Source organism: Variovorax pasteuri, from assembly GCF_051216435.1.
Classification (GTDB): Bacteria; Pseudomonadota; Gammaproteobacteria; order Burkholderiales; family Burkholderiaceae_C; genus Variovorax.
The window spans coordinates 74,148-96,116 of sequence record NZ_JBPJZS010000009.1 but is presented as its reverse complement, the minus strand read 5'-3'; the positions used below and the strand labels follow the sequence as shown (position 1 = coordinate 96,116).

Annotated in this window: 21 protein-coding genes; 13 read left to right on the top strand and 8 right to left on the bottom strand. The window is 68.9% G+C overall.

From position 1 onward, the window contains the following. The first annotated feature begins 44 nt into the window (after nt 1-44). The 3 genes from ACSFBM_RS27105 (at nt 45) to ACSFBM_RS27095 (ending at nt 3,625) form a co-directional block, all read left to right on the top strand. On the top strand, nt 45-1,241 hold the full coding sequence (locus tag ACSFBM_RS27105) for a glycerophosphodiester phosphodiesterase (protein ID WP_435487176.1): 1,197 nt from the start codon (nt 45-47) through the stop codon (nt 1,239-1,241). Between the two features lie 90 nt (nt 1,242-1,331). Further along, nucleotides 1,332-2,534 (top strand): M20 aminoacylase family protein, encoded by a 1,203-nt coding sequence (locus tag ACSFBM_RS27100; RefSeq protein ID WP_435438876.1) that lies wholly within the window; start codon nt 1,332-1,334, stop codon nt 2,532-2,534. Further along, nucleotides 2,531-3,625: a M14 family metallopeptidase gene (locus ACSFBM_RS27095; protein WP_435487175.1), complete on the top strand. Its 1,095-nt coding sequence runs from the start codon at nt 2,531-2,533 to the stop codon at nt 3,623-3,625. The genes ACSFBM_RS27100 and ACSFBM_RS27095 overlap by 4 nt, the downstream gene beginning before the upstream one ends. Here the strand turns inward: ACSFBM_RS27095 and ACSFBM_RS27090 are convergent. Next, nucleotides 3,615-4,745, bottom strand: a complete 1,131-nt coding sequence (locus ACSFBM_RS27090; protein WP_435487174.1) for an ABC transporter substrate-binding protein — start codon at nt 4,743-4,745, stop codon at nt 3,615-3,617. The two genes, ACSFBM_RS27095 and ACSFBM_RS27090, sit on opposite strands and share 11 nt — an antisense overlap. Before the next feature lie 51 nt (nt 4,746-4,796). Here ACSFBM_RS27090 and ACSFBM_RS27085 point away from each other — a divergent pair, with 51 nt between their 5' ends. Genes ACSFBM_RS27085 through ACSFBM_RS27075 form a run of 3 tightly spaced genes read left to right on the top strand, consistent with a single transcriptional unit; the run spans nt 4,797 to nt 8,291 of the window. Further along, nucleotides 4,797-6,860: a molybdopterin-containing oxidoreductase family protein gene (locus ACSFBM_RS27085; protein WP_435487173.1), complete on the top strand. Its 2,064-nt coding sequence runs from the start codon at nt 4,797-4,799 to the stop codon at nt 6,858-6,860. Next, a complete protein-coding gene (locus ACSFBM_RS27080) occupies nt 6,857-7,984 on the top strand; it encodes an aminopeptidase (RefSeq protein WP_435487172.1) in 1,128 nt (375 codons plus the stop codon). Before ACSFBM_RS27085 ends, ACSFBM_RS27080 begins: the two co-directional genes overlap by 4 nt. Beyond that, entirely contained in the window at nt 7,977-8,291 is a 315-nt protein-coding gene (locus ACSFBM_RS27075; protein WP_435438881.1) for a polyhydroxyalkanoic acid system family protein, read from the top strand. The genes ACSFBM_RS27080 and ACSFBM_RS27075 overlap by 8 nt, the downstream gene beginning before the upstream one ends. Before the next feature lie 21 nt (nt 8,292-8,312). Here the strand turns inward: ACSFBM_RS27075 and ACSFBM_RS27070 are convergent, their stop codons facing one another. Continuing rightward, on the bottom strand, nt 8,313-9,839 hold the full coding sequence (locus ACSFBM_RS27070; RefSeq protein WP_435487171.1) for an FGGY-family carbohydrate kinase: 1,527 nt from the start codon (nt 9,837-9,839) through the stop codon (nt 8,313-8,315). A 92-nt stretch (nt 9,840-9,931) separates the two neighbouring features. Between ACSFBM_RS27070 and ACSFBM_RS27065 the strand changes: the two genes are divergently transcribed. Continuing rightward, nucleotides 9,932-11,170 carry a CaiB/BaiF CoA transferase family protein gene (locus ACSFBM_RS27065; protein WP_435487170.1) on the top strand — a complete coding sequence of 413 codons (1,239 nt, stop codon included), beginning with the start codon at nt 9,932-9,934 and terminating at the stop codon, nt 11,168-11,170. A gap of 12 nt (nt 11,171-11,182) precedes the next feature. On the opposite strand, the gene ACSFBM_RS27060 is transcribed toward ACSFBM_RS27065, so the two are convergent. The 6 genes from ACSFBM_RS27060 to ACSFBM_RS27035 all read right to left on the bottom strand — a co-directional run bounded on the left by ACSFBM_RS27060 (nt 11,183) and on the right by ACSFBM_RS27035 (nt 15,242). Beyond that, on the bottom strand, nt 11,183-11,440 hold the full coding sequence (locus ACSFBM_RS27060) for an acyl-CoA-binding protein (RefSeq protein ID WP_198083495.1): 258 nt from the start codon (nt 11,438-11,440) through the stop codon (nt 11,183-11,185). 63 nt (nt 11,441-11,503) lie between these two features. Beyond that, nucleotides 11,504-12,340 (bottom strand): tetratricopeptide repeat protein, encoded by an 837-nt coding sequence (locus ACSFBM_RS27055; RefSeq protein ID WP_435487169.1) that lies wholly within the window; start codon nt 12,338-12,340, stop codon nt 11,504-11,506. A 4-nt stretch (nt 12,341-12,344) separates the two neighbouring features. Then, entirely contained in the window at nt 12,345-13,052 is a 708-nt protein-coding gene (locus tag ACSFBM_RS27050) for a TetR/AcrR family transcriptional regulator (protein ID WP_435487168.1), read from the bottom strand. 145 nt (nt 13,053-13,197) lie between these two features. Then, on the bottom strand, nt 13,198-13,710 hold the full coding sequence (locus ACSFBM_RS27045) for a phasin family protein (RefSeq protein ID WP_435487167.1): 513 nt from the start codon (nt 13,708-13,710) through the stop codon (nt 13,198-13,200). 88 nt (nt 13,711-13,798) lie between these two features. Then, nucleotides 13,799-14,248: an acyl-CoA thioesterase gene (locus ACSFBM_RS27040; RefSeq protein WP_435438887.1), complete on the bottom strand. Its 450-nt coding sequence runs from the start codon at nt 14,246-14,248 to the stop codon at nt 13,799-13,801. Nucleotides 14,249-14,345: 97 nt separating this feature from the next. Then, on the bottom strand, nt 14,346-15,242 hold the full coding sequence (locus ACSFBM_RS27035; RefSeq protein ID WP_435487166.1) for a LysR family transcriptional regulator: 897 nt from the start codon (nt 15,240-15,242) through the stop codon (nt 14,346-14,348). Nucleotides 15,243-15,386: 144 nt separating this feature from the next. Here ACSFBM_RS27035 and gtdA point away from each other — a divergent pair, with 144 nt between their 5' ends. The 6 genes from gtdA to ACSFBM_RS27005 all read left to right on the top strand — a co-directional run bounded on the left by gtdA (nt 15,387) and on the right by ACSFBM_RS27005 (nt 21,968). Then, nucleotides 15,387-16,448, top strand: a complete 1,062-nt coding sequence (gtdA, locus tag ACSFBM_RS27030; RefSeq protein WP_435487165.1) for a gentisate 1,2-dioxygenase — start codon at nt 15,387-15,389, stop codon at nt 16,446-16,448. Between the two features lie 63 nt (nt 16,449-16,511). Continuing rightward, nucleotides 16,512-17,216 carry a fumarylacetoacetate hydrolase family protein gene (locus ACSFBM_RS27025; RefSeq protein ID WP_435487164.1) on the top strand — a complete coding sequence of 235 codons (705 nt, stop codon included), beginning with the start codon at nt 16,512-16,514 and terminating at the stop codon, nt 17,214-17,216. 28 nt (nt 17,217-17,244) lie between these two features. Next, the gene (locus tag ACSFBM_RS27020) at nt 17,245-18,516 is read left to right on the top strand and encodes a 3-hydroxybenzoate 6-monooxygenase (RefSeq protein WP_435487163.1); all 1,272 of its coding nucleotides are present in this window, start codon (nt 17,245-17,247) and stop codon (nt 18,514-18,516) included. A gap of 68 nt (nt 18,517-18,584) precedes the next feature. Beyond that, on the top strand, nt 18,585-19,562 hold the full coding sequence (locus tag ACSFBM_RS27015) for a Bug family tripartite tricarboxylate transporter substrate binding protein (RefSeq protein ID WP_435487162.1): 978 nt from the start codon (nt 18,585-18,587) through the stop codon (nt 19,560-19,562). Between the two features lie 79 nt (nt 19,563-19,641). Continuing rightward, the gene (locus ACSFBM_RS27010) at nt 19,642-20,619 is read left to right on the top strand and encodes a Bug family tripartite tricarboxylate transporter substrate binding protein (protein ID WP_435487161.1); all 978 of its coding nucleotides are present in this window, start codon (nt 19,642-19,644) and stop codon (nt 20,617-20,619) included. Beyond that, on the top strand, nt 20,619-21,968 hold the full coding sequence (locus ACSFBM_RS27005; protein WP_435487160.1) for an FAD-dependent oxidoreductase: 1,350 nt from the start codon (nt 20,619-20,621) through the stop codon (nt 21,966-21,968). Before ACSFBM_RS27010 ends, ACSFBM_RS27005 begins: the two co-directional genes overlap by 1 nt. Nucleotide 21,969: the final 1 nt, after the last annotated feature.

Sequence of the window (21,969 nt, the reverse complement as noted above, 5' to 3'; positions counted from 1 at the left end):
CGCGAAGCGGGTACGCTGCGCCTCTTTTGGACGGAGAAAAATCCATGCGCACCCTTCAGCTCGCCCTGACCGCGACCGCCGCCCTGTGCGTTGCCGCCTGCGGCACCACCGGCAATTCCGGTTCCGCCAACAAGCTGCTGACGCTCGACGGCAACCCGCCGCTGGTCATTGCACACCGTGGCGCCTCGGGCTACCTGCCTGAAGAAACGCTGGAAGCCTATTCGCGCGCCATCGAGCTGGGCGCCGACGTGATCGAGATGGACCTGGTCTCCACCAAGGACGGCGTGCTCATCGCCCGCCACGACCCCAACCTGGCCATCAGCACCGACGTGGCCAAGCACCCGCGCTTCGCCTCGCGCAAGAAGACCATCAAGGTCGACGGCGAAACCCAGACCGGCTGGTTCAGCAACGACTTCACGCTGGCCGAGATCAAGACCCTGGGCGGCATCTCCACCGATGCCGAGCGGCCGCAGGAGTTCAACGGCAAGTTCAAGGTCGTGACCTTCCAGGAAATCATCGATTTCGCCAAGGCCAAGACCAGGGAAACCGGCCGCACCATCGCCATCTACCCCGAGTCGAAGAACCCGACCTACTTCCGCGAACTCGGCCTGCCGCTGGAAGACAAGATGATCGCCGCCATCACGGCCGCCGGCTGGAACAACAAGACCGCGCCCATCTACGTGCAGTCCTTCGAGCCGGGCAGCCTGAAGTACATGAAGAGCAAGGGCCTGAACACGAAGATCATCCAGCTGATCGACGGCGACAGCGTCGACCTGCGCACCGGTGCCGTGACCTTCGCCGTGCCCAGCGACCGCCCCTACGACTGGACCAAGGCTGGCGACAAGCGCAACTTCGACGCCATGGTCACGCCCGCCGGCCTGGCCGAAATCAAGACCTACGCCGACGGCATCGGTCCGTGGAAGCGCTACATCGTGAGCATCAAGGGCACCATCGGCGCCGACGGCAAGCCGGTGGACGTGAACAAGGACGGCAAGATCAACGACGCCGACGCCACCTCGATGGCGCCCACCACGCTGATCGCCGACGCCCACAAGGCCGGCCTGTTCGTGCACCCCTTCACCTTCCGCAACGAGTCGCGCCGCCTGCCGTCGGACTACAACAAGGACGGCAAGAACGAATACGGCGTGTACTACAAGCTGGGCGTGGACGGCGTGTTCACCGACTTCACCGACACCGCCCTGGCCGCGCGCGCGGACTACCTGAAGAGCATCGGGCGCTGAGCCTTGCGTCGAGCGGATCGTTGAGCGCAGCCTGAGGGTTTGCCCGGCACGGTCTTTGCGGGTGTTGTCGCAAAGCCTAGACTGTGAAACATGAAACTCATCGATTCGCTCGTCACGCAGGCGGCCGGCATCGCCGCCGTCCGACGTGACCTCCACGCCCATCCCGAACTCTGCTTCGAAGAAGTCCGCACCGCCGACGTGGTGGCAGGCAAGCTCACCGAATGGGGCATTCCCATTCACCGCGGGCTGGGCACCACCGGCGTGGTGGGCATCATCAAGAACGGCACCGGCAACCGCGCCATCGGCCTGCGCGCCGACATGGACGCGCTGCCCGTCACCGAACTCAACACCTTCGCCCATGCCAGCCAGCACCACGGCAAGATGCACGCCTGCGGTCACGACGGCCACACGGCGATGCTGCTGGCGGCCGCGCAGCACCTGGCCAAGAACCGCAATTTCGACGGTACCGTCTACCTGATCTTCCAGCCCGCGGAAGAGGGCGGCGGCGGCGCGCGCGAGATGATCAAGGAAGGGCTGTTCGAGCAGTTCCCCATGGACGCCGTGTTCGGCATGCACAACTGGCCCGGCATGAAGGCCGGCCAGTTCGCCGTGAGCCCCGGCCCGGTGATGGCGTCGGGCAACAAGTTCCACGTCAACGTGATCGGCAAGGGCGGCCACGCCGCGCTGCCGCAGACCGGCATCGACCCGGTGCCGATCGCCTGCGAGATCGTGCAGGCCTTCCAGACCATCCTCACGCGCAAGATGAAGCCGACCGATTCGGCCGTGATCTCGGTCACCACCATCCACGCGGGCGAAACCAACAACGTGATTCCCGACAACTGCGAGCTGTCGGGCACGGTGCGCACCTTCTCGCTGGAAGTGCTCGACATGATCGAGGCCAAGATGGAGCAGATCGCCAAGCACATCTGCGCGGCGCACGACGCCACCTGCGACTTCCGCTTCGAGCGCTACTACCCGCCCACCATCAACACCGAGGCCGAAGCCGACTTCGCCCGCCGCGTGATGGGCGAGATCGTCGGCCCCGACAACGTGCTGCGCCAGGAGGCGGCCATGACGTCGGAAGACTTCGCCTTCATGCTGCAGGCCAAGCCCGGTGCCTATGCCTTCATCGGCAACGGCGACGGCGCGCACCGCGACGTGCACCACGGCGAAGGCCCGTGCACGCTGCACAACGCAAGCTACGACTTCAACGACGACCTGATTCCGCTGGGCGCGACCTGCTGGGTGCAACTGGCCGAGCAGTTCCTCAAGCCCGGCGGCGCCGCCGCATGATCGGCATTGCCGAAGCTTTTTCGCCGCGCTACGCCCAGGCGCGCCAGAAGTTCCTGCAGGCCTGCGTGAGCGCGGGCCTGACGGTCGAGCCGCACGCGCACCCGCTGAAGGGCCGCGACGGCGAGGAACTGTCGATGGACGTGGCGCTGGACGGCAACGCCGACGCCGAGCACATGCTCATCGTCACCAGCGCCTGCCATGGCGTCGAAGGCCATTGCGGCAGCGGCGTGCAGGTGTTCGCGCTGCACGACGCCGAGTGGCGCGAGAAGGCCAGGGCGCAGGGCGTGGCGGTGCTGTACGTGCACGCGCTCAACCCGCACGGCTTTTCGCACGGCCGGCGCGTGACGCACGAGAACGTCGACCTGAACCGCAACTTCATCGACTTCTCGAAGCCGGTGCCGGTGAACGAGCCCTACGCCAGGCTGCACGAGCTGCTGCTGCCCGCCACCTGGCCGCCCACGCCCGAGAACCAGGCGGCGGTGGCCAAGTGGATCGACAAGCACGGCACCACGGCCTACCAGGCGGCCGTGACCAGCGGGCAGTACCAGTTCGACGACGGCCTGTTCTTCGGCGGCAAGGCGCCGACCTGGAGCAACAGGACGATTCGCAAGGTGCTGGGCACCCACGCGGGCCGCGCGAAACGCCTGGCGTGGATCGACCTGCACACGGGCCTGGGCCCCAGCGGCCTGGGCGAGCGCATCTACGCCGGCAAGGACGACAAGGCCGCCTACGCGCGCGCCAACGCCTGGTGGGGCACGCCGGCCGCGCCTGTCACTTCGATCTACGACGGTTCCTCCACTTCGGCGCTGTTGCGCGGGCTCATGTGGGACTCGGTGTACGAAGAGTGCCCGCAGGCCGAGTACACCGGCATCGCGCTGGAATACGGCACGCTGCCGATCCTCGAAGTGACCGGCGCCTTGCGCGCCGACCATTGGCTGCACAAGCATCCGGAAGCGCCGGCCGACCTGGCCGACGGCATCCGGGCGCGGATGGTGGAGGCGTTCTACACGGACACCGACGCCTGGCGCGGGCAGATCGTCAGCCAGGCCCGCCAGGCCATGTTCCAGGCCGTGGACGGGCTCAGGTCCTGACCCGCCCGTCGCCCGTCAGCATCGAAAGCTCGACGAACTTCGAGGCCACGTGGTTCTTCGCGGAGAACGACACCTCGAACCCGCCGAACTGCTGGCGGTCGATGCTTTCGAGCCCGGCCACGAGGCTGTCGCGCGTCGGCTTGCCCGGCGCCCTGCGCAGCCCCTCGGTCAGCACCTTCGCGGCCAGGTAGCCTTCCATGCTCGAGAAGTTGGCGCTGGCACCGTTGCCGGCCTTGCGCACGGCGTCCGCGAACTCGCGCGCCAGGGTGTTGGCCGGGTTGTAGGGCGAGGGCACCACCTGCGTGACCATCACGCCCGCGGCCTCCTTGCCCAGTTCGTCGGCCAGCGCCTGCGTGCCGACGAAGGACACGTTGAAGAACGTGCCGCCGTAACCCGCCTTGCGCGCCTCGCGGATGAACGCCGCGCAAGCCTTGTAGGCGCCGACTTGCACCACCGCGTCCGGCCGGGCGGCCACGAGGGTCTTCACCGCCGCGGCCACGTCGTTCGAGTTGCGCTGCACCGTGGCCAGCGCCACAGGCTTGAGCTGCTGCTGCTCGAGCGCCAGCGTCACGCCGTCGAGCCCGGCCTTGCCGTAGGCGTCGTTCTGATAGAACACCGCGATCTTCTTCTGGCCCAGGTGCGTCAGCTGCTTCACCATCAGCGCCGTCTCGTCGTTGTACGAGGCGCGCAGGTGGAACACGTTCTTTTGAAACGGCTCGCGCAGCGACATGGCACCGGTGAGTGGCGCGATGAACGGCACCTTGTCCTTGACCGCCAGCGGCATCGCCGCCAGGCTGGTCGGCGTGCCGATGTAGCCGAACAGCGCGAACACGTCCTCGTCGATCAGCTTCTGCGTGTTGGCGGCGCAACGGTCGGGCTCGTAGCCGTCGTCCAGGTTCTTGATCACCACGTTGCGGCGGCCCGGCTGGGCGTTGTAGGCGTCCAGGAACACCTTGGCGCCCTGGTGGAACTGGATGCCCAGTTGCGCCGCCGGGCCGGTGAACGGCGCCGATTGCCCCAGCACCAGCGGTGCCTCGCCCTGCGCCCGGGCGATGCCGAAGCTGCCCAGCGTGGCGGCCGCGCCTGCGGCCAAAGAAAAACGTCGTCGATTCATCACCATGCTCAAAACCCCCTCCCGCGCTTTGACTCGCGCACAAATTAGACTTGCCCGATGCCCCACGCACCGGATTCTCTGCTCGAAGAAGCACCCCCGCCCACCGCTGTGTCCACCGTCCTGGGCGCCTGCCCCCATGACTGTCCGGACACCTGCGCGCTCGTCACCACCGTCAAGGACGGCGTGGCCGTGAAGCTGCAGGGCAATGCCGCGCATTCGCACACCGGCGGCGTCCTGTGCACCAAGGTGTCGCGCTACATCGAGCGCAACGACCATGCCGAACGGCTGGTTCAGCCGCTCAAGCGCGTCGGTCCCAAGGGCAGCGGCCAGTTCGAGCCGGTGAGCTGGGATGAAGCGCTCGACGACATCGCCGCGCATCTTGAAGTATTACAGGGAAAACCCGAAGACATTCTCCCCTACAGCTATGCGGGCACCATGGGCCTGGTGCAGGGCGAGTCGATGGATCGGCGTTTTTTCCACAAGCTGGGTGCCAGCCTGCTGGACCGCACCATCTGCTCCATGGCGGGCGGCGAGGCCATGGTCTACACCCTGGGCGCCAAGGTCGGCATGCGCATCGAGTTCTTCGCCGAGGCGAAGCTCATCCTGATCTGGGGCAGCAACTCCATCGCCAGCAACCTGCATTTCTGGCGCCACGTGCAGGTGGCCAAGCGCGCCGGCGCGCGGGTGGTGTGCATCGACCCGCGCAAGACCGAAACCGCCGACAAGTGCGACGAGCACGTCGCGCTGCTGCCCGGCACCGACGCCGCCCTGGCGCTGGCGCTGATGCACGAACTCATCGTGCACGACTGGCTCGACCACGACTACATCGCCGACCACACGCTGGGCTGGGAGGAGCTGCGCGAGCGCGCGCTGCAATGGCCGCCGTCGCGCGCGGCCGAGGTCTGCGGCATTCCCGAAGCGCAGATCGTGTCGCTGGCCAAGGCCTACGGCACCACGAAATCGGCCGCCATCCGCCTGAACTACGGCATGCAGCGCGTGCGGGGCGGCGGCAACGCGGCCCGCGCCATCGCCTGCCTGCCGGCGCTGGTGGGCGCCTGGCGCGACCGCGCGGGCGGCCTGCTGCTGAGCAGCTCCGGCCACTATCCGGTCGACCGTGCCGCGCTGCAGCGCCCCGACCTGCTGGCCGGCCGCCGGCCGCGCACCATCAACATGAGCACCATCGGCGACGCGCTGCTGGACACCGTCCGCCCCGTGAAGGCCATCGTGGTCTACAACAGCAACCCGGTGGCGGTGGCGCCCGAGTCGGCCAAGGTGGCGGCGGGCTTTGCGCGCGAAGACCTGTTCACCGTGGTGCTGGAGCAGTTCCGCACCGACACCGCCGACTACGCCGATTACCTGCTGCCCGCCACCACGCAGCTGGAGCACTGGGACATCCACTGCAGCTACGGCCACACCGACGTGCTGCTGAACCGCCCGGCCGTGGCGCCGCGCGGCGAGGCACGCAGCAACGCCTGGGTGTTCCGCGAGCTGGCGCGCCGCATGGGCTTCACCGAGCCCTGCTTCTCGGACTCCGACGAGACGCTGTGCCGCACCGCCTTCGCCGAGAACGCCATCGACTTCCCCCAACTGCTGGAACAGGGCTTCACCAGTGTGAAGCTGCCCGAGGCGCCGTTCGCCGAAGGCAAGTTCCCCACGCCCTCGGGCCGCTGCGAGTTCTTCAGCGCCCGGCTGGAAGCCATGGGCATGAACCCCGTGCCCGATCACGTGCCCAACTGGGAGCCGGCCGGCAGCTCGAAGGAGTTCCCGCTGGCCATGATCTCGCCGCCGGCGCGCAACTTCCTCAATTCGACCTTCGTCAACGTGACCAGCCTGCGCGCCATCGAGGTCGAGCCGCTGCTGGAAATCCACGCGGACGACGCCGCCGCGCGCGGCATCGAAAACGGCGCGACGGTCCGCGTGTTCAACCAGCGCGGCGAGCACCGCTGCCGTGCCGAGGTGTCGCGCCGCGCGCGACAGGGCGTGGTGCACGGCATGGGCATCTGGTGGCGCAAGCTGGGCATGGACGGCACCAACGTGAACGAGCTGACCAGCCAGCGCCTGACCGACATCGGCCGCGGCCCCACGTTCTACGACTGCCTGGTCGAGGTCGAGCGGGCGTGAAGCTGCTTTCAGCGCTCGCGCTGGCCGGCTCGCTGCTGCTGACCGGCTGCGCCGACCTCGGTTACTACTGGCAATCGGCCAGCGGCCACATCGGCATCATGCGGGCGGCCAAGCCCGTGCCCGAGTGGCTGGCCGACCCGGCCGTGTCCGCCCCGCTGAAGGCCAAGCTCGAACTCACGCAGCGCATCCGCCGCTTCGCGTCCCGCGAGCTTGGGCTGCCCGACAACCCCAGCTACAAGTCTTATGCCGACCTGCACCGCGCCGCCGCCGTATGGAACGTGGTGGCCGCGCCGCCGTATTCGCTCACGCTCAAGAGCTGGTGCTTTCCGGTGGCGGGCTGCGTGGGCTACCGCGGCTACTACAGCGAGGACGCGGCCAAGGCCGAAGCCGAGGCGCAGAAGAAGCTCGACCTGGAAGTCGCCGTGTACCCCGTGCCAGCGTACTCCACGCTCGGCTGGATGAACTGGGCCGGCGGCGATCCGCTGTTGTCCACCTTCATCGGCTACCCCGAAGGCGAGCTTGCGCGCATCGTGTTCCACGAACTTGCGCACCAGGTGCTCTATGTGCCCGGCGACACGGTGTTCAACGAGTCGTACGCCACGTCGGTCGAGCGCATCGGCGGCGCGATGTGGCTGCAGCGCGAGGCCGGCGAGGCGGCGCGCGGGGAGTACACGCAGTTCGACGCGCAGCGCCAGGGTTTTCGCGCGCTGGCGCTCGACACCCGCCGCGCACTGACCCAGGTCTACGAATCGTCCGAAGCCAAGGCCGGCGACTGGGCCCGGGTCGAAGCGATGAAGCAGGCCGCCATGGCCGACTTTCGCGCGCGCTACGAGAAGCTGAAAGCGGGCTGGACCGGCCCGCGCCAGAATGCCTACGACGGCTGGGTGGCGCGTGCCAACAATGCGGCCTTCGGCGCGCAGGGCGCGTACGACGACCTGGTGCCCAGCTTCGAGAAACTCTTCGATCGCGAAGGCCGCGACTGGCCGCGCTTCTACACTGAGGTCAAGCGCATCGCCGCGCTGCCGACCGCCGAGGAACGCCGCGGCGCGCTGCAAGCGGCCACCGGCATCCTGCAAACCCGCTCCAGCCCCCACAAAGACAACAAGGAAGATCACGGTGCCTGACATCCATATCGAACGCAACCACACGCTGGGCATCGCCGGCGCGCGCGCCGTCGCACACCGATGGATCGAGCAGGCCGAGCAGGAGTTCGGCCTCGAATGCGTCTACACCCAGGGCGACGACCGCGACGTGGCGACCTTCACCCGCGCCGGCATCGACGGCACCGTCGAGGTGACGGCCAGCACCTTCACGCTGGACGCGACGCTGGGATTCCTGTTCAGCAGCTTCAGCGAAATGATCGAGCAGAAGATCACGCGCAACCTCGACGCGATGCTTGGCGCGCCCGGCGGCGGTACCCGCCTCGCCTGAGGCGCCGAGCGGCGCCAGGCTTCAGGTCAGCCGGTGCATCGCATCGCGCAACGCCGGGTAGAGCGACTTGTAGATATCGAAGCGTTCGCGGTACACCGCCTGCGCCTCGGGCCGGGGCCTTGCGCGCTCCACCAGCGTGACCCAGCCGCGCTCGGCCGTCGCCGCATCGACCAGCCCCGCACCCAGCGCCGCGAGCATCGCCGCGCCCAATGCAGCCTCGACTTCTTCCTCGATGGTGAACACCAGGTAGCCCGTGACGTCCGCCACGATCTGCATCCACAGGTCGGAGTGCGCCGCACCGCCGACCACGATCAGGCGGTCGTCCAGCGGCTGGCCGCTGCGTCGCCCCGCCTCGATGTTGTGCTGCAACGCGAAGCTCACACCTTCGAGCACCGCGCGGTACAGGTGCGCGCGGCTGTGCGCGAGCGACAGGCCGATGAACGCGCCCTTGGCCTGTGCGTCCCAGATGGGGCTGCGCTCGCCCATCAGGTACGGGAGGAAGACGAGGCCTTCGGCGCCGGGCGGCACGTCGACGGCCTTGCGCTCGATCAGCGCGTGCGCGTCCGCTCCGGTGCGCGCGGCCTCGGCCACCTCGGCCTGGCAGAACGCTTCGCGGAACCAGGTGACGGCCGCGCCCGCCGTGATCGCGCCGCCGAACACATAGCTGCGGTCCGCGCCGCGGTACACGTGCGGCATGGTGATGAGCTTGTGCCGCGCATCGACCGTAGGGCTCACGAAGCCCCAGCACATGCTGGTGCCGATCATCGCGACATGGTCGCCGCTGCCGGTCACGCCCGCGCAGAAGGTGGCCACGGCCGCATCGACCCCGCCCGCCATCAGCGGCATGCCTTCGGCCAGGCCCAGCTTCGCCGCCCACCCGGCGCTCAGCCCGCCGACCACGTCGCTCGATTCCACAAGGCGCGGCGGCATCAGGTGCGCCGGAATGCCGAGCATGCGCATCGCCTCTTCGGACCACTGCCGGCGCTCGGCGTCGTACACGCCGCCGATGTTGCCGGCCGAGCTGTGGTCCACCGCGAGTTCGCCCGTCAGCCGCCAGTTGATGTAGCTGTTGGGCGGCAGGAAGTAGCGCGTGGCCTCCCACACCTGCGGCAGGTGCTCGCGGACCCACAGGATCTTGGTGAAGCCGTGGTAGCTGTCCACGCCGTTGCCGGTGATGGCCTCGAGCCGCGGCACGTCCACGTTCGCGTTCACCCACGCGACCTCGGCAGTGGCGCGGCGGTCCATCCAGATCAGGCAGGGGTGCAGCGGCTGCATCGCTGCATCGACCGGGATGCCCGCGCCGCCGTACAGGCTGCTCACGCACATTGCCGCAATGTCCGCGGGCGCCAGGCCGCTGGCTGCCACGCAGGCGCGCACGCTTTCGCACACCGCGTCGAACCACACCGCGCAGTCCTGCTGCGCCCACAGCGGCTTGGGCGTCTCGGGCTGGTAGGCCACGCTGCGTTGCGAATGCACCTTGCCGTCGATGCCGACCAGCAGGCATTTGGTGCTCTGCGTGCCGATGTCGACGCCGATCACGTATTTCATGGTGTTTTGTCTCTTGGAATCGGGGTTGCGGCCGGTGCAGCCCCGGGTTGGAATCCAGCCAGTTTGCCAGCGACACGGCACACTCTGGCGCCATGACGACGACAACCTCTTCTCCACCGGCGGCCGGCCCGCTGGCCGGCCTCAAGGTCATCGAGCTCGGGCAGCTCATCGCCGGGCCTTTCGCGGCGCGCACGCTGGCCGACTTCGGCGCCGAGGTCATCAAGATCGAGCCGCCCGGCGCGGGCGACCCGCTGCGCACCTGGCGGCTGCTGAAGGACGGCACCTCGGTGTGGTGGCAGGTGCAGTCGCGCAACAAGCGTTCGCTGGCGCTCGACCTGCGCGAGGCCGAGGCTCAAGCGATCGTGCGGCAACTGGCGGCCGAGGCCGACGTGCTGATCGAGAACTTTCGCCCCGGCGCCATGGAAGGCTGGGGCCTGGGCCCCGACCAGCTGCTGGCGGCCAACCCCGCGCTCGTGATGCTGCGCATCAGCGGCTACGGCCAGAGCGGCCCCTACCGCGACCGGCCCGGCTTCGGCGTGGTGGCCGAGGCCATGGGCGGGCTGCGCCACCTCACGGGCGAGCCGGGCCGCGTGCCGGTGCGCGTGGGCGTGTCGATCGGCGACACGCTCGCGTCGCTGCACGGCGTGATCGGCGTGCTCTTGGCCATGCAGCACCGGCATGCCACGGTGAGCGCCGCCCACCCGAAGGGCATCGGCCAGGTGATCGACGTGGCGCTGTACGAGGCGGTCTTCAACTGCATGGAAAGCCTGCTGCCCGAGTACGGCGCCTTCGGTGCGGTGCGCCAGGCGGCCGGCAGCGCGTTGCCGGGCATCGCACCGACCAACGCGTACCGCTGCAAGGACGGCGGCTACGCGATCGTCGCGGGCAACGGCGACAGCATCTTTCGCCGCCTGATGGCATGCATCGGCCGGCCCGATCTCGCGGCCGACGCGGCGCTGGCGGGCAACGCAGGGCGGGTGGCCCAGGTGCAGATGCTGGACGCCGCCATCGGCGACTGGGCCGCGCAGCGCACGGTCGACGAGGTGCTGGCCGCGCTCGACGCGGCGCACGTGCCGGCGGGGCGCATCTACACCATCGCCGACATCGCGGCCGACCCGCACTATGCCGCGCGCGGCATGCTGCAGCAGGTGCGCATGCCCGACGGCAGCGCGCTCGCCGTGCCCGGCTTCGTGCCCAAGCTGTCGCTCACGCCGGCCAGCCACCGGCACAACGCGCCGGCGCTGGGCGCGGACACCGATGCGGTGCTGAAGGAAATCGGGTTGAGCGCCGAGCAGATCGCCGCGCTGCATGAACGCGGGATCGTGGGTTGAAGCGGGTGCCGATCAGCCCCGCAGCGACTCGATCAGGTCGATGTATTTCTGCTTGGCCTCGTCCGCGCTCGCACCCTTCTGCGCGGTCCACGCATCCCACTTGGCGCGGGCCACGATGTCGCTGAAGCTGGGTTTCTTGGCGGTGTTGTCGCCTTCGGTGGCCTGCTTGAAGAGGCCGTAGATCTTCAGCAGCGTGGGGTTGTCGGGGCGCTCGGCGAGCAGTTTGGAGTTGGCCTGTGCGGCTTCGAACTGGGCATGGAGATCGGACATGTCGGTCGGTTTGAAAAGCTGGAAACGCACATCTTAAATTGCGCGGTACCCATGGGTACCGGCTCAGTCTTTCAGGCCCGCACGCGCCAGTTCCACATCGAACCGTTCGCGCGCGTCGGCCGGCTTCAGCGCCGCTGCCTGCTCGTACAGCTCGGTGGCTTCGCCCATGCGCGAGTCTCCGTGCAGCATCAGCAGCGCGCGCGCGTACTCCATCTTCCCGGCGGCGGAATGCGGGTGCAGCTCGAGCCCGCGTTCGAACAGCGCCATCGACGTTTCCGCCCGCACGCCATAGGTCATGCGCCCGACCAGCGCACCCACCTTGTCGATCACTTCGGCGTGGAACGACGCCAGCGCCAGGTGCGCATCGGCATGCCGGGGCTGCAGCTCGATCACGCGTTCCAGCGTGCCCTTGAGCCTGCTGCCCAGCCCCTGCGCCAGCGCGCGCGCCACGCTGATGCCCTGGCTGTAGCGGCCCAGCGCATAGGCCTGCCAGTACAGCGCCTGGCAGTTGTCGGGCTCGGCCGCGGCCTGCGCGCCGGCGCGCTCGATCACCTGGCGGAACATGGCGAGCCGCACGGCCTCGCGCGGCTCCAGGTAGTTGGCGTAGATGGCGGTGGCCTGGTTGGCCAGCGCCAGGCCTTCGGCCCCGTGAAGCAGGCCCAGCGTGGCGGCACGCTCGAACTCACCGCTGTGGTACAGCGCCCAGCCGTCGGCCAGCGGCGAGCGCTCGTCCGGCACCGGCAGCTCATGGCCGGCATGCAGGCGTGGCCAGTGCGAGGCCACGCTGCGCGCGTCGTAGCGCGGCACGTCGGCCCAGGGAAGCGGCTTCCACGGGTCGGCGTTCGCGGCCGCCGGGTGGGCGGACATCAGCGAGAGGGGTTGGAAGTCGGGGTGGGGCATGTGTCTAGACCGCCATGTCGACAGAAGGTGTCGCGTTGCTGCCGCGCTGTGGGGCATCTTCGCCGTTGTAGGCATGGCTGAGTGTCAGCAGATGTCGCCGCTGCTCCCGCTCGAGGTACGGCGCGAGCTGGTGCAGCGCGTGATGGGCGCCGCGCATCAGCGCGCCCTGCGCATGCGAGGGCTCCAGCGCCTCGCGCGGGTTGCGCACGTACTCGTAGCTCAGCCAGTAGGTCAGCACGACGACCATGCTCTGCGCGAGCGTGTCGACCTCGTGCGCGTCGATCTCCAGGTGGCCGGCGCGGCTCAGTCCGGCAATCAGCTGGCGAATGGCGCGCGCCTTGTGCTTCAGCACCAGCTGGAACTGCGTTTCCAGGTGCCGGTTCTTGCTGAGCAGGTCGTTCAGGTCGCGGTACAGGAAGCGGTAGCGCCAGATCAGCTCGAACAGCGTGTGCATGAAGAACCAGGCGTCCTCCACGTCGTGCACGCCCTCGCTGGCATGCAGCAGCTCGTTGAGCTCGGCCTCGTAGCCGTCGTAGAGCTTGTTGATCAGCTCTTCCTTGGCCGGGTAGTGGTAGTACAGGTTGCCCGGGCTGATGTTGAGTTCGCCCGCCACCAGGGTGGTCGAGACGTTCGGCTCCCCGAAGCGGTTGAACAGGTCCAATGCGGCTTCGAGGATGCGTTGCGCCGTGCGTCGTGGCGCCTTCTTTGCCATGTCGGTGCCCCCGTTTGTCTCGTGGTCTGTTGGGGACACTCTAGCGTATGTGCACCGCGCCATGAATGGCGCAGGACATGTTTCGCGGGACTGATTTTTGGTGCAGTGCCGCAATACGGGCAGGCCGCGTTCGGCCTGCGCGGGGTCAGCCGGCGTTGCTGCGGCGCAAGGTGGTCTTCTTGGCGGCGGGGGCCGCCGTCTTGCGCGCGGCGCTGCGGCTGGCGCGCGCCGGGGCGGCTTCCTTGGGCGCGCCGACGTGCTGCTTCTTCAGTTGCGCCTCGAGCGCGTCGACGCGTGCCTGCAGCGCGGCCATGTCGGCGGCCGTGGGCGTGCCGAGCTTTTCGAGCGCGCGCGCCACGCGCTCTTCGAAGATGTTCTCCAGCTTGCCCCACTGGCCGGCGGCCTTGGTGCCGAACTCGCTGGCGAAGCCGGCCATGCGGGTCTGCGCCTGGCTCAGGGTTTCCTCGGCGGCCTGCTGGGTCTTCTTCTGCATGCCGGCGCCGTCCTTGACCAGCGCCTCGAAAGCCTTGCTGCCTTCCTGCTGCATCTTGGCGAAGGCGCCGAGCCCGGCCAGCCAGATCTGCTGGGCCGAGTCCTTGATGCGGTCGGAGGATTTGCCGTTGTCGCTGCTGTCGTCGTGGTTGCCGGAGGTGGCCATGCGAGAAATTCCTTGAAAGGGGTCGGGTCGCAGGACTCTAGCCGCCCGCGCCCCTCGCCGTTAGAGCTTTCCGCCTAGCCGGGCACCCTCAGGGCGTGGCGCCTGCCGCGCGGCTGGCGTCCAGGTGGGCCTTGGCGCGCTCGGCCAGCGCCATTTCGCCGGGCGTTCCCGGCGCGAAGGCCTCGACCGGCAGCGGCCGGCCGTGCGAGTCGACCGACACGAACACGACCAGGCATTCGGTGGTCTTTTCCATCACGCCGCCCTTCATGTCGCCGCTGCGCACCTCGACCGAGATGTTCATGCTGGTGGTGCCGGTGTAGGCCAGGCGGGCTTCCACCTCGACGAGGTCGCCGATCATGATCGGGCGGTGAAAGCGGATGCTGCCGATGAAGGCGGTGACGCAGTAGCGCTTGGCCCAGCTGGTCGCGCAGGCGTAGCCGGCCTCGTCGATCCACTTCATGACCGTGCCGCCGTGGACCTTGCCGCCGAAGTTGACGGTGCTGGGTTCTGCGAGGAACCGCAGGGTGATCGAGGACATGGGGGCCGCCTTTTTCGTAGGGCTGTGGGTTCGGGAGCCGCGATTATGCGAGCGCCCGAATACCCGAGGACGCCGCCTGTCGCTCCGGCATGCGCGCTCAGCTGCCGCTGAACAGCTGGGCCAGCGTGCGCCGCAGCCAGGCGTTGCCCGGGTCGGCATGGAAGCGCTCGTGCCAGTGCTGCTTGACGGCGTAGGCGGGCAGGGCGAAGGGCGGCTCCAGCAGCTTCACCGGCTCCTGCGTGACCAGCACCTGGCCCAGGATGCGCGGCACCACCACGATCAGCTCGGTGTGCGCCACGATGCGCGCCACGCTCAGGAAGCTCGACAGCCGCACCACCACGTCGCGCTGGAGCCCCAGCCGGGCGATGGTCGTGTCGACGATGGCATGTCCGGTGCCCGACGTGGACACCACCGCGTGCGCCTCGGCCTCGAAGCGCTTGCGCGTGAGCTTGGCGCCGATGCGCGGGTGGTTGCGCGCCGCCAGGCACACGAAGTTCTGCATGAACAGCGTCTGCTGGTAGAAGCCCGCGTCCAGCTGCGGCATGAAGCCCACGGCCAGGTCGACCTCGCCGTCCTGCAGGCGGCGCCCGCTGATCGTGGAGATGATCTCGGTCTCGATGTGCACGCCCGGCGCCGCGCGGCGCAGGTGGTCGAGCAGGCCAGGCAGCAGCACCACCTCGCTGATGTCGGTCATGCAGATGCGAAAGCGCCGCTGCGCCTGGGCGGGCTCGAAGCTGCTGCGGTTGCCCTGGGCCTGCGCCAGCTGGGCCAGCGCCTCGCGCAGGTTCGGGTAGATGCGCTCGGCGTGCGGCGTGGGCTGCATGCCCTGCGCGGTGCGGGTGAACAGGCGGTCGTCGAAGTGCGCGCGCAGCTTGTTCAGCGCGGTGCTCGCCGCCGCCTGCGCCATGCCCAGCCGCTCGGCCGCCTTGGACACGTTGCCGGTCTTGTAGACCTCGTCGAACACGGCGAGCCATTCGAGATCGAGCTTGGACATGGACAGGTTTCCTCTGGCGCCGGTTGGAATGCGAAAGCTGCGAAAAGCACCATTATCGAAATTTCGAATTCCGTGTATTGGCCGCCGGTCTTGAGGAAATAGTGGTGCCGCTCAACAATGCCCGCAACGGAGACACCCACGCCCATGAAAACCGCGCCATCCAATGCGGCCGAGCGCAGCGACTACTACGCCCGCATCCGCCCCCTGAACCTCACGCCGCTGTGGGAATCGCTGCATGCCCTGGTGCCGCGCGAGCCGCAGACGCCCTGCGTGCCCGCCCTGTGGCGCTACGACGAGATCCGCCCGCTGCTGATGGCGTCGGCCGACCTCATCACCGCCGAAGAAGCCGTGCGCCGCGTGCTGGTGCTGGAGAACCCGGCGCTGCCGGGCAACTCGTCGATCACGCAGTCGATCTATGCCGGCCTGCAGCTCATCATGCCGGGCGAGGTGGCGCCTTCGCACCGCCATGTGCAGTCGGCGCTGCGCTTCATCGTCGACGGCAAGGGCGCGTACACCACGGTGGGCGGCGAGCGCACCACCATGTACCCGGGCGACTTCATCATCACGCCCTCGTGGGCCTGGCACGACCATGGCAACGAGGGCATCGAAGGCGTGAGCGAGCCGGTGGTGTGGCTCGACGGGCTGGACATTCCGATGCTGCGCTTCTTCGACGCCGGCTTCGCCGAGAACGACGACGCCAAGGTGCAGCATGTGTCGCGCCCCGAAGGCCACAGCCTGGCGCGCTTCGGCCACAACATGGTGCCGGTGCGTCACGACCATGTGTCTGCCACCTCGCCGATCTTCAACTACCCCTATGCGCGCAGCCGCGAGGCGCTGGCCCAACTGCAAAAGCAGGAGGCGCCCGACGCCTGGCTGGGCCACAAGCTGCGCTACATCAACCCGCTGACGGGCGGCTCGCCGATGCCGACCATCTCGACCAACCTGCAGCTGCTGCCCCAAGGCTTCGCGGGCAAGACGCACCGCGCGACCGACGGCGCCGTGTACAGCGTGGTCGAAGGCCACGGCACGGCCGAGATTGCCGGCCAGCGCTTCGACTTCGGTCCGCGCGACACCTTCGTGGTGCCGTCCTGGGCACCGCTGCGGCTGTTGTCTCCGAACGAAGACACCGTGCTTTTCAGTTTCTCCGACCGCCCCGTGCAGCAGGCCATGGGCATCCTGCGCGAAGCCTTCCTCGAAGACGCCTGAAGCCCGGCGCTCATTCTTGTTTTCTCCTTGACCGTTTGCCGCCATGCGCGGCAGGAACCTCCCATGTCATTCGTTTTCACGCCTCCTACCATCGTCGGCCTACCCATCGTGGATTCCGACAAGCTGTTCCCCGTGCGCCGTGTCTACTGCGTCGGCCGCAACTACGCGGCGCACGCCCGCGAGATGGGCTTCGACCCGGACCGCGAACCGCCGTTCTTCTTCTGCAAGCCCAACGACGACGCGTCGGTGGTGCCCGTCGCCGAAGGCGCGACCGGCCGCATTCCGTACCCGACGCAGACCAGCAACTACCACTACGAAGCCGAGCTGGTGGTGGCCATCGGCAAGGGCGGCAAGGACATTGCCATCGACCAGGCCGCCAGCCACATCCACAGCTACGCGGTGGGCCTGGACATGACGCGCCGCGACCTGCAGATGAAGATGCGCGAGCAGGGCCGCCCGTGGGAAATCGGCAAGGCCTTCGACTTCTCCGCGCCCATCGCGCCGCTGCGCACGCTGGCCGACGTGGGCGAGATCAACGCCGGCAGCATCACGCTGGAAGTCGACGGCCAGGTGCGCCAGAACAGCGACATCACGCACCTGATCTGGTCGGTGAACGAAGTCATCGCCAACCTGTCGACGCTGTTCACGCTGCAGCCCGGCGACCTGATCTTCACCGGCACGCCCGAAGGCGTGGGCGCGGTCAAGCCCGGCCAGACGATCAAGGTGAGCATCGAGCGCCTGCCGTCGCTGACGGTTCGCATCGACTGAGTCCGAACGAGAAAGCACAGGCCGCCCCATGACCGCATCCGCCCCCAAGAACCCTCCCACCGTGCTGCTGGTCGGCGGCGGCATCGGCGGCATGGCCGCCGCGCTGGCGCTCGCGCGCATCGGCGTGGCCGTCGACCTGCTGGAGCAGAGCGCCGCCATCGGCGAGATCGGCGCCGGCCTGCAGCTGGGCCCCAACGCCTTCGCCGCGCTCGACGCGCTGGGCGTGGGCGAGGCGGTGCGCCGGGGCTCGGTGTTCACCGACCGGCTCGTGATGATGGACGCGGTCGATTGCGGCGAGGTGGCCTCGGTGCCGGTCGGCGAAGCCTTCCGCGCGCGCTTTCGCAACCCGTACGCGGTGAGCCACCGCGCCGACCTGCACGGCGCCATTCACGAGGCGGTGAAGCAGCATCCGCTGATCCGCTTCCACACCTCGGCGCAGGTCGAGGCCGTCGACATCGGCGGCCAGGGCGTGACCGCCGTCACCCGCGACGGCCGCCGCTTCAAGGCGGACGCCATCGTCGGCTGCGACGGCGTGAAGTCGGTGGTGCGCCACGCGCTCATCGGCGACGCGCCGCGCGTGTCGGGCCACGTGGTCTACCGCGCCGTGGTGCCCGCGGCCGACATGCCTGCCGACCTGCGCTGGAACGCGCCCGTGGTCTGGGCCGGCCCCGACTGCCACCTGGTGCACTACCCGCTGCGCCACGGCGAGCAATACAACCTGGTCGTCACCTTCCACAGCCGCGAGAAGGAAGAGTGGGGCGTGAGCGACGGCAGCAAGGAAGAAGTGCTCTCGTACTTCGAGGGCGTGCATGCGCGCCCGCGCCAGCTGCTCGACCGCCCGACCTCGTGGCGCCGCTGGAGCACCGCCGACCGCGACCCGGTCGCTCGCTGGAGCGAGGGTGCGGCCACGCTGCTGGGCGACGCGGCGCATCCCATGATGCAGTACCTCGCGCAGGGCGCGTGCATGGCGCTCGAAGACGCGGTGACGCTCGGCGAGGCCGTGAAGGCCTGCGATTTCGACATGCCCGCCGCGTTCAGGCTGTACGAGGCGGCGCGTGTCGCCCGCACCGCGCGCGTGGTGCTGTCGGTGCGCGAGATGGGGCGCCTGTACCACGCCAAGGGCGTGGAGCGCCTGGTGCGCAACAGCCTGTGGGTCGGCCGCTCGCCGGAACGCTTCTACGATGCGGTCGAGTGGCTCTACGCCTGGCGGCCCGAGCAGTGCCTGGACGATGCACCCGAGGCACTGCACGCGCGGGCTTCGGCAAGGACCGAGGCGGCCGCCGCGCTTTCGCCGCACTGACACCTGTTTCTTTCATCATCCACAACCATCGAGGCGGCCACCAAGGTCACGCCCAGGAGACAAAAGACATGAATTTCTCGCGCGCACTGCTGGCAGGCGTCCTTGCCCTGACGGCGGCCACCGGGGCGCTGGCCCAGGCCGGCGACTATCCCAACAAGCCCGTGACCCTGGTCACCCCGTTCGCGGCAGGCAGCGGCCCCGACGCGGTGCTTCGCCTGGTCTCCGACAAGCTCTCGCGCCTGTGGAACCAGCGCGTGCTGATCGACAACAAGCCCGGCGGCGGCGGCTTCATCGCCATCGACCAGGCCCGGCGCGCCGCGCCCGACGGCTACACGCTGCTGCAGCTCGACAGCGAGCACATTGCCGCGCTGCCGCACCTGTACAAGTCGAAGAACTTCGTGACGCTGCAGCACTTCGACCCGGTGGCCTCGCTGTTTCGCACGCCCTTCTTCGTGGCGGTGGGCAGCGACTCGAAGTGGAAGACCATGGGCGACCTGATCGCCGCGGCCAAGGCCGACCCCGACGGCGTGGTCTACGGCTCGTGGGGTGTCGGCAGCCCGGGCCACCTGGGCGCGCAGCAGCTCGAGGCGCTCACCGGCATCCGCATGCGCCACGCGCCCTACCGCGAGGTGTCGCAGCTGTATGCCAACGTGGGCGCCGGCGAGGTGCCATGGGCCTTCGCCAGCATTCCGTCGAGCCAGGGCATCTACAAGGCCGGCAAGCTGCGTTACATCGCGGTGGCCGCGGCCAGGCGCATTCCGCAGATGCCCGACGTGCCCACCATGGCCGAGGCCGGTGGCCCGGCCTCGCTGGAGGTCAATTCCTTCGTGTCGCTGCTCGCGCCCAAGGGCGTGCCGGCGGCCGTCAAGGCGAAGATCAACGCCGACGTGGCCAAGGTCATCGCCGACCCCGAAATTCGCGCCCGCTTCGACACCTTCGCCTTCGAGCCGCTGGCGTGGTCGCCCGAGGAGATCGAGCGCAATGCGGAGGCCAAGTCGAAGGTGTACGGCGAGCTGGTGCGCAGGGGCAACATCAGCCTCGAATAGCGCGGGCCGCGCCTTGCCCAGCCTTCCGCTCGGCAGTTAAGCTGGCCCTCCTTGTTTTTTGACAATTCTTCACATTTCCATGCACGCCACCAAGAGAGCCCTCCTGATTGCCTGCGGCCTGGCCGCCGCCGCCGCGTTGCCGCTGACCGCCAGCGCGCAGAACGCCGCCTGGCCGACCAAGCCGATCCGCCTGCTGGTGGGCTTCCCGGGCGGCTCCACCCCCGACATCGCGGCGCGCACCATCGCCGAGCCGCTGTCCAAGGCGCTGGGCCAGCCGATCGTGGTGGACAACAAGGCCGGCGCCTCGGGCAACATCGCGGCCGACCAGGTGGCCAAGGCCACCGACGACCACACGCTGGGCATCGTCATCAACGGCAACCTCACCTCGTCGAAGATGCTGTACGCCAAGCTGCCGTACGACCCGGTCAAGGACTTCACCTACCTGTCGCTGATCGCGACCGCGCCGCTGGTGCTGGTGGCGCAGAACAACCTGCCCTCGGGCACCGCCTTCTTCGACGCGGGCCGCAAGGCCGGCGACAAGTGGAACTACGGCTCGGTGGGCATCGGCTCGGTCGGCCACCTGGGCATGGAACTGCTCAAGACCCGCGTGCCCGGCTTCAAGCCCGAGCACGTGCCCTACCAGGGCAACCCGCAGGTCATCACCGCCATGCTGGGCGACCAGGTGCAGATGGGCCTGATTCCCCCGGGCGTGGCCATGCCGCAGATCCGGGCCGGCAAGCTCAAGGCCATCGGCCTGACCGGCGGGCGCAGCGCGCTGGTGCCCGAGATTCCGCCGCTGGCCGACGCCGGCGTGAAGGACTTCAACCTCGAGGTGTGGGTGGCGCTGCTGGGCCCGGCCAACCTGTCGAAGGCCGCGCAGGCGCGCATCAGCCGCGAACTCGAAGTCGTCATGAAGGACCCGGATGTGCGCCGCAAGCTCTTCGAGCAAGGCTGGCAGGCCGTGGGCACCTCGCCGGACGGCATGCGCACGCGCGTGACCGAAGAGGCGGCCATCATGAGCAAGATCATCTCGGCCCGCGGCATCAAGTTGCAGTGATGAGCACCCATACCCTGCATGAACCGGCACGCGAGCTGCCGGTGTTCGGCGAGTACGACGTGGTCGTGGTCGGCGGCGGCCCCGCCGGCATCGCCGCGGCCGTGAGCGCGGCGCGCCACGGCGCCAGCACGCTGCTGGTGGAGCGCTACGGCTTCCTCGGCGGCATGGGCACCGCGGGCGGCGTCACCAACTTCGCGGGCCTGTACGGCAAGCGCAAGGGCGAGATGACGCAGCTGGTGCACGGCGTGGTCGACCAGCTGATCGAGCGGATCGCCGCGCTCAACGGCATGAACGATCCGCAGAACGGCATGGGCGGGCGCATCTGCGTGCGCTCGTACGACACCTCGGCGTACAAGCTGGCGGCCGACCAATTGCTCGAAGCGGCGGGCGTGAAGCTGCTGTTCCATGCCTATGCGGCCGCGGTGATCCGCGACGGCAGCCGCATCGCGGCGCTGGTGGTGGAGACCAAGTCGGGCCGCCAGGCCATCCGCGCCAACGCCTTCGTCGACGCCAGCGGCGACGCCGACGTGGCCGCCTTCGCGGGCGTGCCCTTCGAGGTGGGCGACGGCCACGGCAGCGGGCTGTTCCCGACCACCATGTTCCGCATCGGCCAGGTCGATGCGCCGGCCGCGCTGGAAGCGGTGGGCGAGTTCAAGGCCATCAACGACTTCATGGCGCGTGCCGAGGCGCAAAAGCCCGGCGTCTACAAGTTCCCGCGCGAAGGCGCCATCCTGCGGCCCAACAAGGACCCGCGCGAGTGGCGCGCCAACGTCACGCAGATCCGCAACGCCCAGGGCCGCGCGATGAACGGCGTGGACGCGCAGGAGCTCACCGACGGCGAGCTCGAGGGCCGCCGCCAGATCACCGAGTACTTCAGGTTCCTGAAGGCCGAGGTGCCGGGCTTCGGGCAGTCGGCCATCGTGGAGATCGCGCCGCAGGTGGGCATTCGCGAGACGCGGCGCATCCAGGGGCTGTATGCGCTGCAGCGCGAGGACATCCTGGGCTCGGCCAGGTTCGACGACAACATCGGCCTGAACGCCTGGCCGATGGAAATGCATGCCGACGGCCGCATCGAATGGGCCTTCCCGCGCGACGAAGACAACGCCTACAACCACCTGCCGTGGCGCATGCTGGTGCCGCAGGCGCTCGACAACCTGCTGGTGGCCGGGCGCTGCGCGTCGATGACGCACGAAGGCCAGTCGGCCGCGCGTGCGAGCGGCGGCTGCTTCGTCATGGGGCAGGCCGCGGGCACGGCGGCGGCGTCGCTGGGCAGCGCGGCCTTTGCCGCGGTCGACGTGGCGGCGCTGCAGAAGAAGCTGCTCGCCGACGGCGCCGACCTCGACCGCTGAG

Excerpts from the sequence above, each read along its gene's own strand:
- ACSFBM_RS27105 (WP_435487176.1), top strand. The coding sequence starts at position 45 with ATGCGCACCCTTCAGCTCGCCCTGACCGCGACCGCCGCCCTGTGCGTT.
- ACSFBM_RS27100 (WP_435438876.1), top strand. The coding sequence starts at position 1,332 with ATGAAACTCATCGATTCGCTCGTCACGCAGGCGGCCGGCATCGCCGCC.
- ACSFBM_RS27095 (WP_435487175.1), top strand. The coding sequence starts at position 2,531 with ATGATCGGCATTGCCGAAGCTTTTTCGCCGCGCTACGCCCAGGCGCGC.
- ACSFBM_RS27090 (WP_435487174.1), bottom strand. The coding sequence starts at position 4,745 with ATGGTGATGAATCGACGACGTTTTTCTTTGGCCGCAGGCGCGGCCGCC.
- ACSFBM_RS27085 (WP_435487173.1), top strand. The coding sequence starts at position 4,797 with ATGCCCCACGCACCGGATTCTCTGCTCGAAGAAGCACCCCCGCCCACC.
- ACSFBM_RS27070 (WP_435487171.1), bottom strand. The coding sequence starts at position 9,839 with ATGAAATACGTGATCGGCGTCGACATCGGCACGCAGAGCACCAAATGC.
- ACSFBM_RS27065 (WP_435487170.1), top strand. The coding sequence starts at position 9,932 with ATGACGACGACAACCTCTTCTCCACCGGCGGCCGGCCCGCTGGCCGGC.
- ACSFBM_RS27060 (WP_198083495.1), bottom strand. The coding sequence starts at position 11,440 with ATGTCCGATCTCCATGCCCAGTTCGAAGCCGCACAGGCCAACTCCAAA.
- ACSFBM_RS27055 (WP_435487169.1), bottom strand. The coding sequence starts at position 12,340 with ATGCCCCACCCCGACTTCCAACCCCTCTCGCTGATGTCCGCCCACCCG.
- ACSFBM_RS27050 (WP_435487168.1), bottom strand. The coding sequence starts at position 13,052 with ATGGCAAAGAAGGCGCCACGACGCACGGCGCAACGCATCCTCGAAGCC.
- ACSFBM_RS27045 (WP_435487167.1), bottom strand. The coding sequence starts at position 13,710 with ATGGCCACCTCCGGCAACCACGACGACAGCAGCGACAACGGCAAATCC.
- ACSFBM_RS27040 (WP_435438887.1), bottom strand. The coding sequence starts at position 14,248 with ATGTCCTCGATCACCCTGCGGTTCCTCGCAGAACCCAGCACCGTCAAC.
- ACSFBM_RS27035 (WP_435487166.1), bottom strand. The coding sequence starts at position 15,242 with ATGTCCAAGCTCGATCTCGAATGGCTCGCCGTGTTCGACGAGGTCTAC.
- gtdA (WP_435487165.1), top strand. The coding sequence starts at position 15,387 with ATGAAAACCGCGCCATCCAATGCGGCCGAGCGCAGCGACTACTACGCC.
- ACSFBM_RS27025 (WP_435487164.1), top strand. The coding sequence starts at position 16,512 with ATGTCATTCGTTTTCACGCCTCCTACCATCGTCGGCCTACCCATCGTG.
- ACSFBM_RS27020 (WP_435487163.1), top strand. The coding sequence starts at position 17,245 with ATGACCGCATCCGCCCCCAAGAACCCTCCCACCGTGCTGCTGGTCGGC.
- ACSFBM_RS27015 (WP_435487162.1), top strand. The coding sequence starts at position 18,585 with ATGAATTTCTCGCGCGCACTGCTGGCAGGCGTCCTTGCCCTGACGGCG.
- ACSFBM_RS27010 (WP_435487161.1), top strand. The coding sequence starts at position 19,642 with ATGCACGCCACCAAGAGAGCCCTCCTGATTGCCTGCGGCCTGGCCGCC.
- ACSFBM_RS27005 (WP_435487160.1), top strand. The coding sequence starts at position 20,619 with ATGAGCACCCATACCCTGCATGAACCGGCACGCGAGCTGCCGGTGTTC.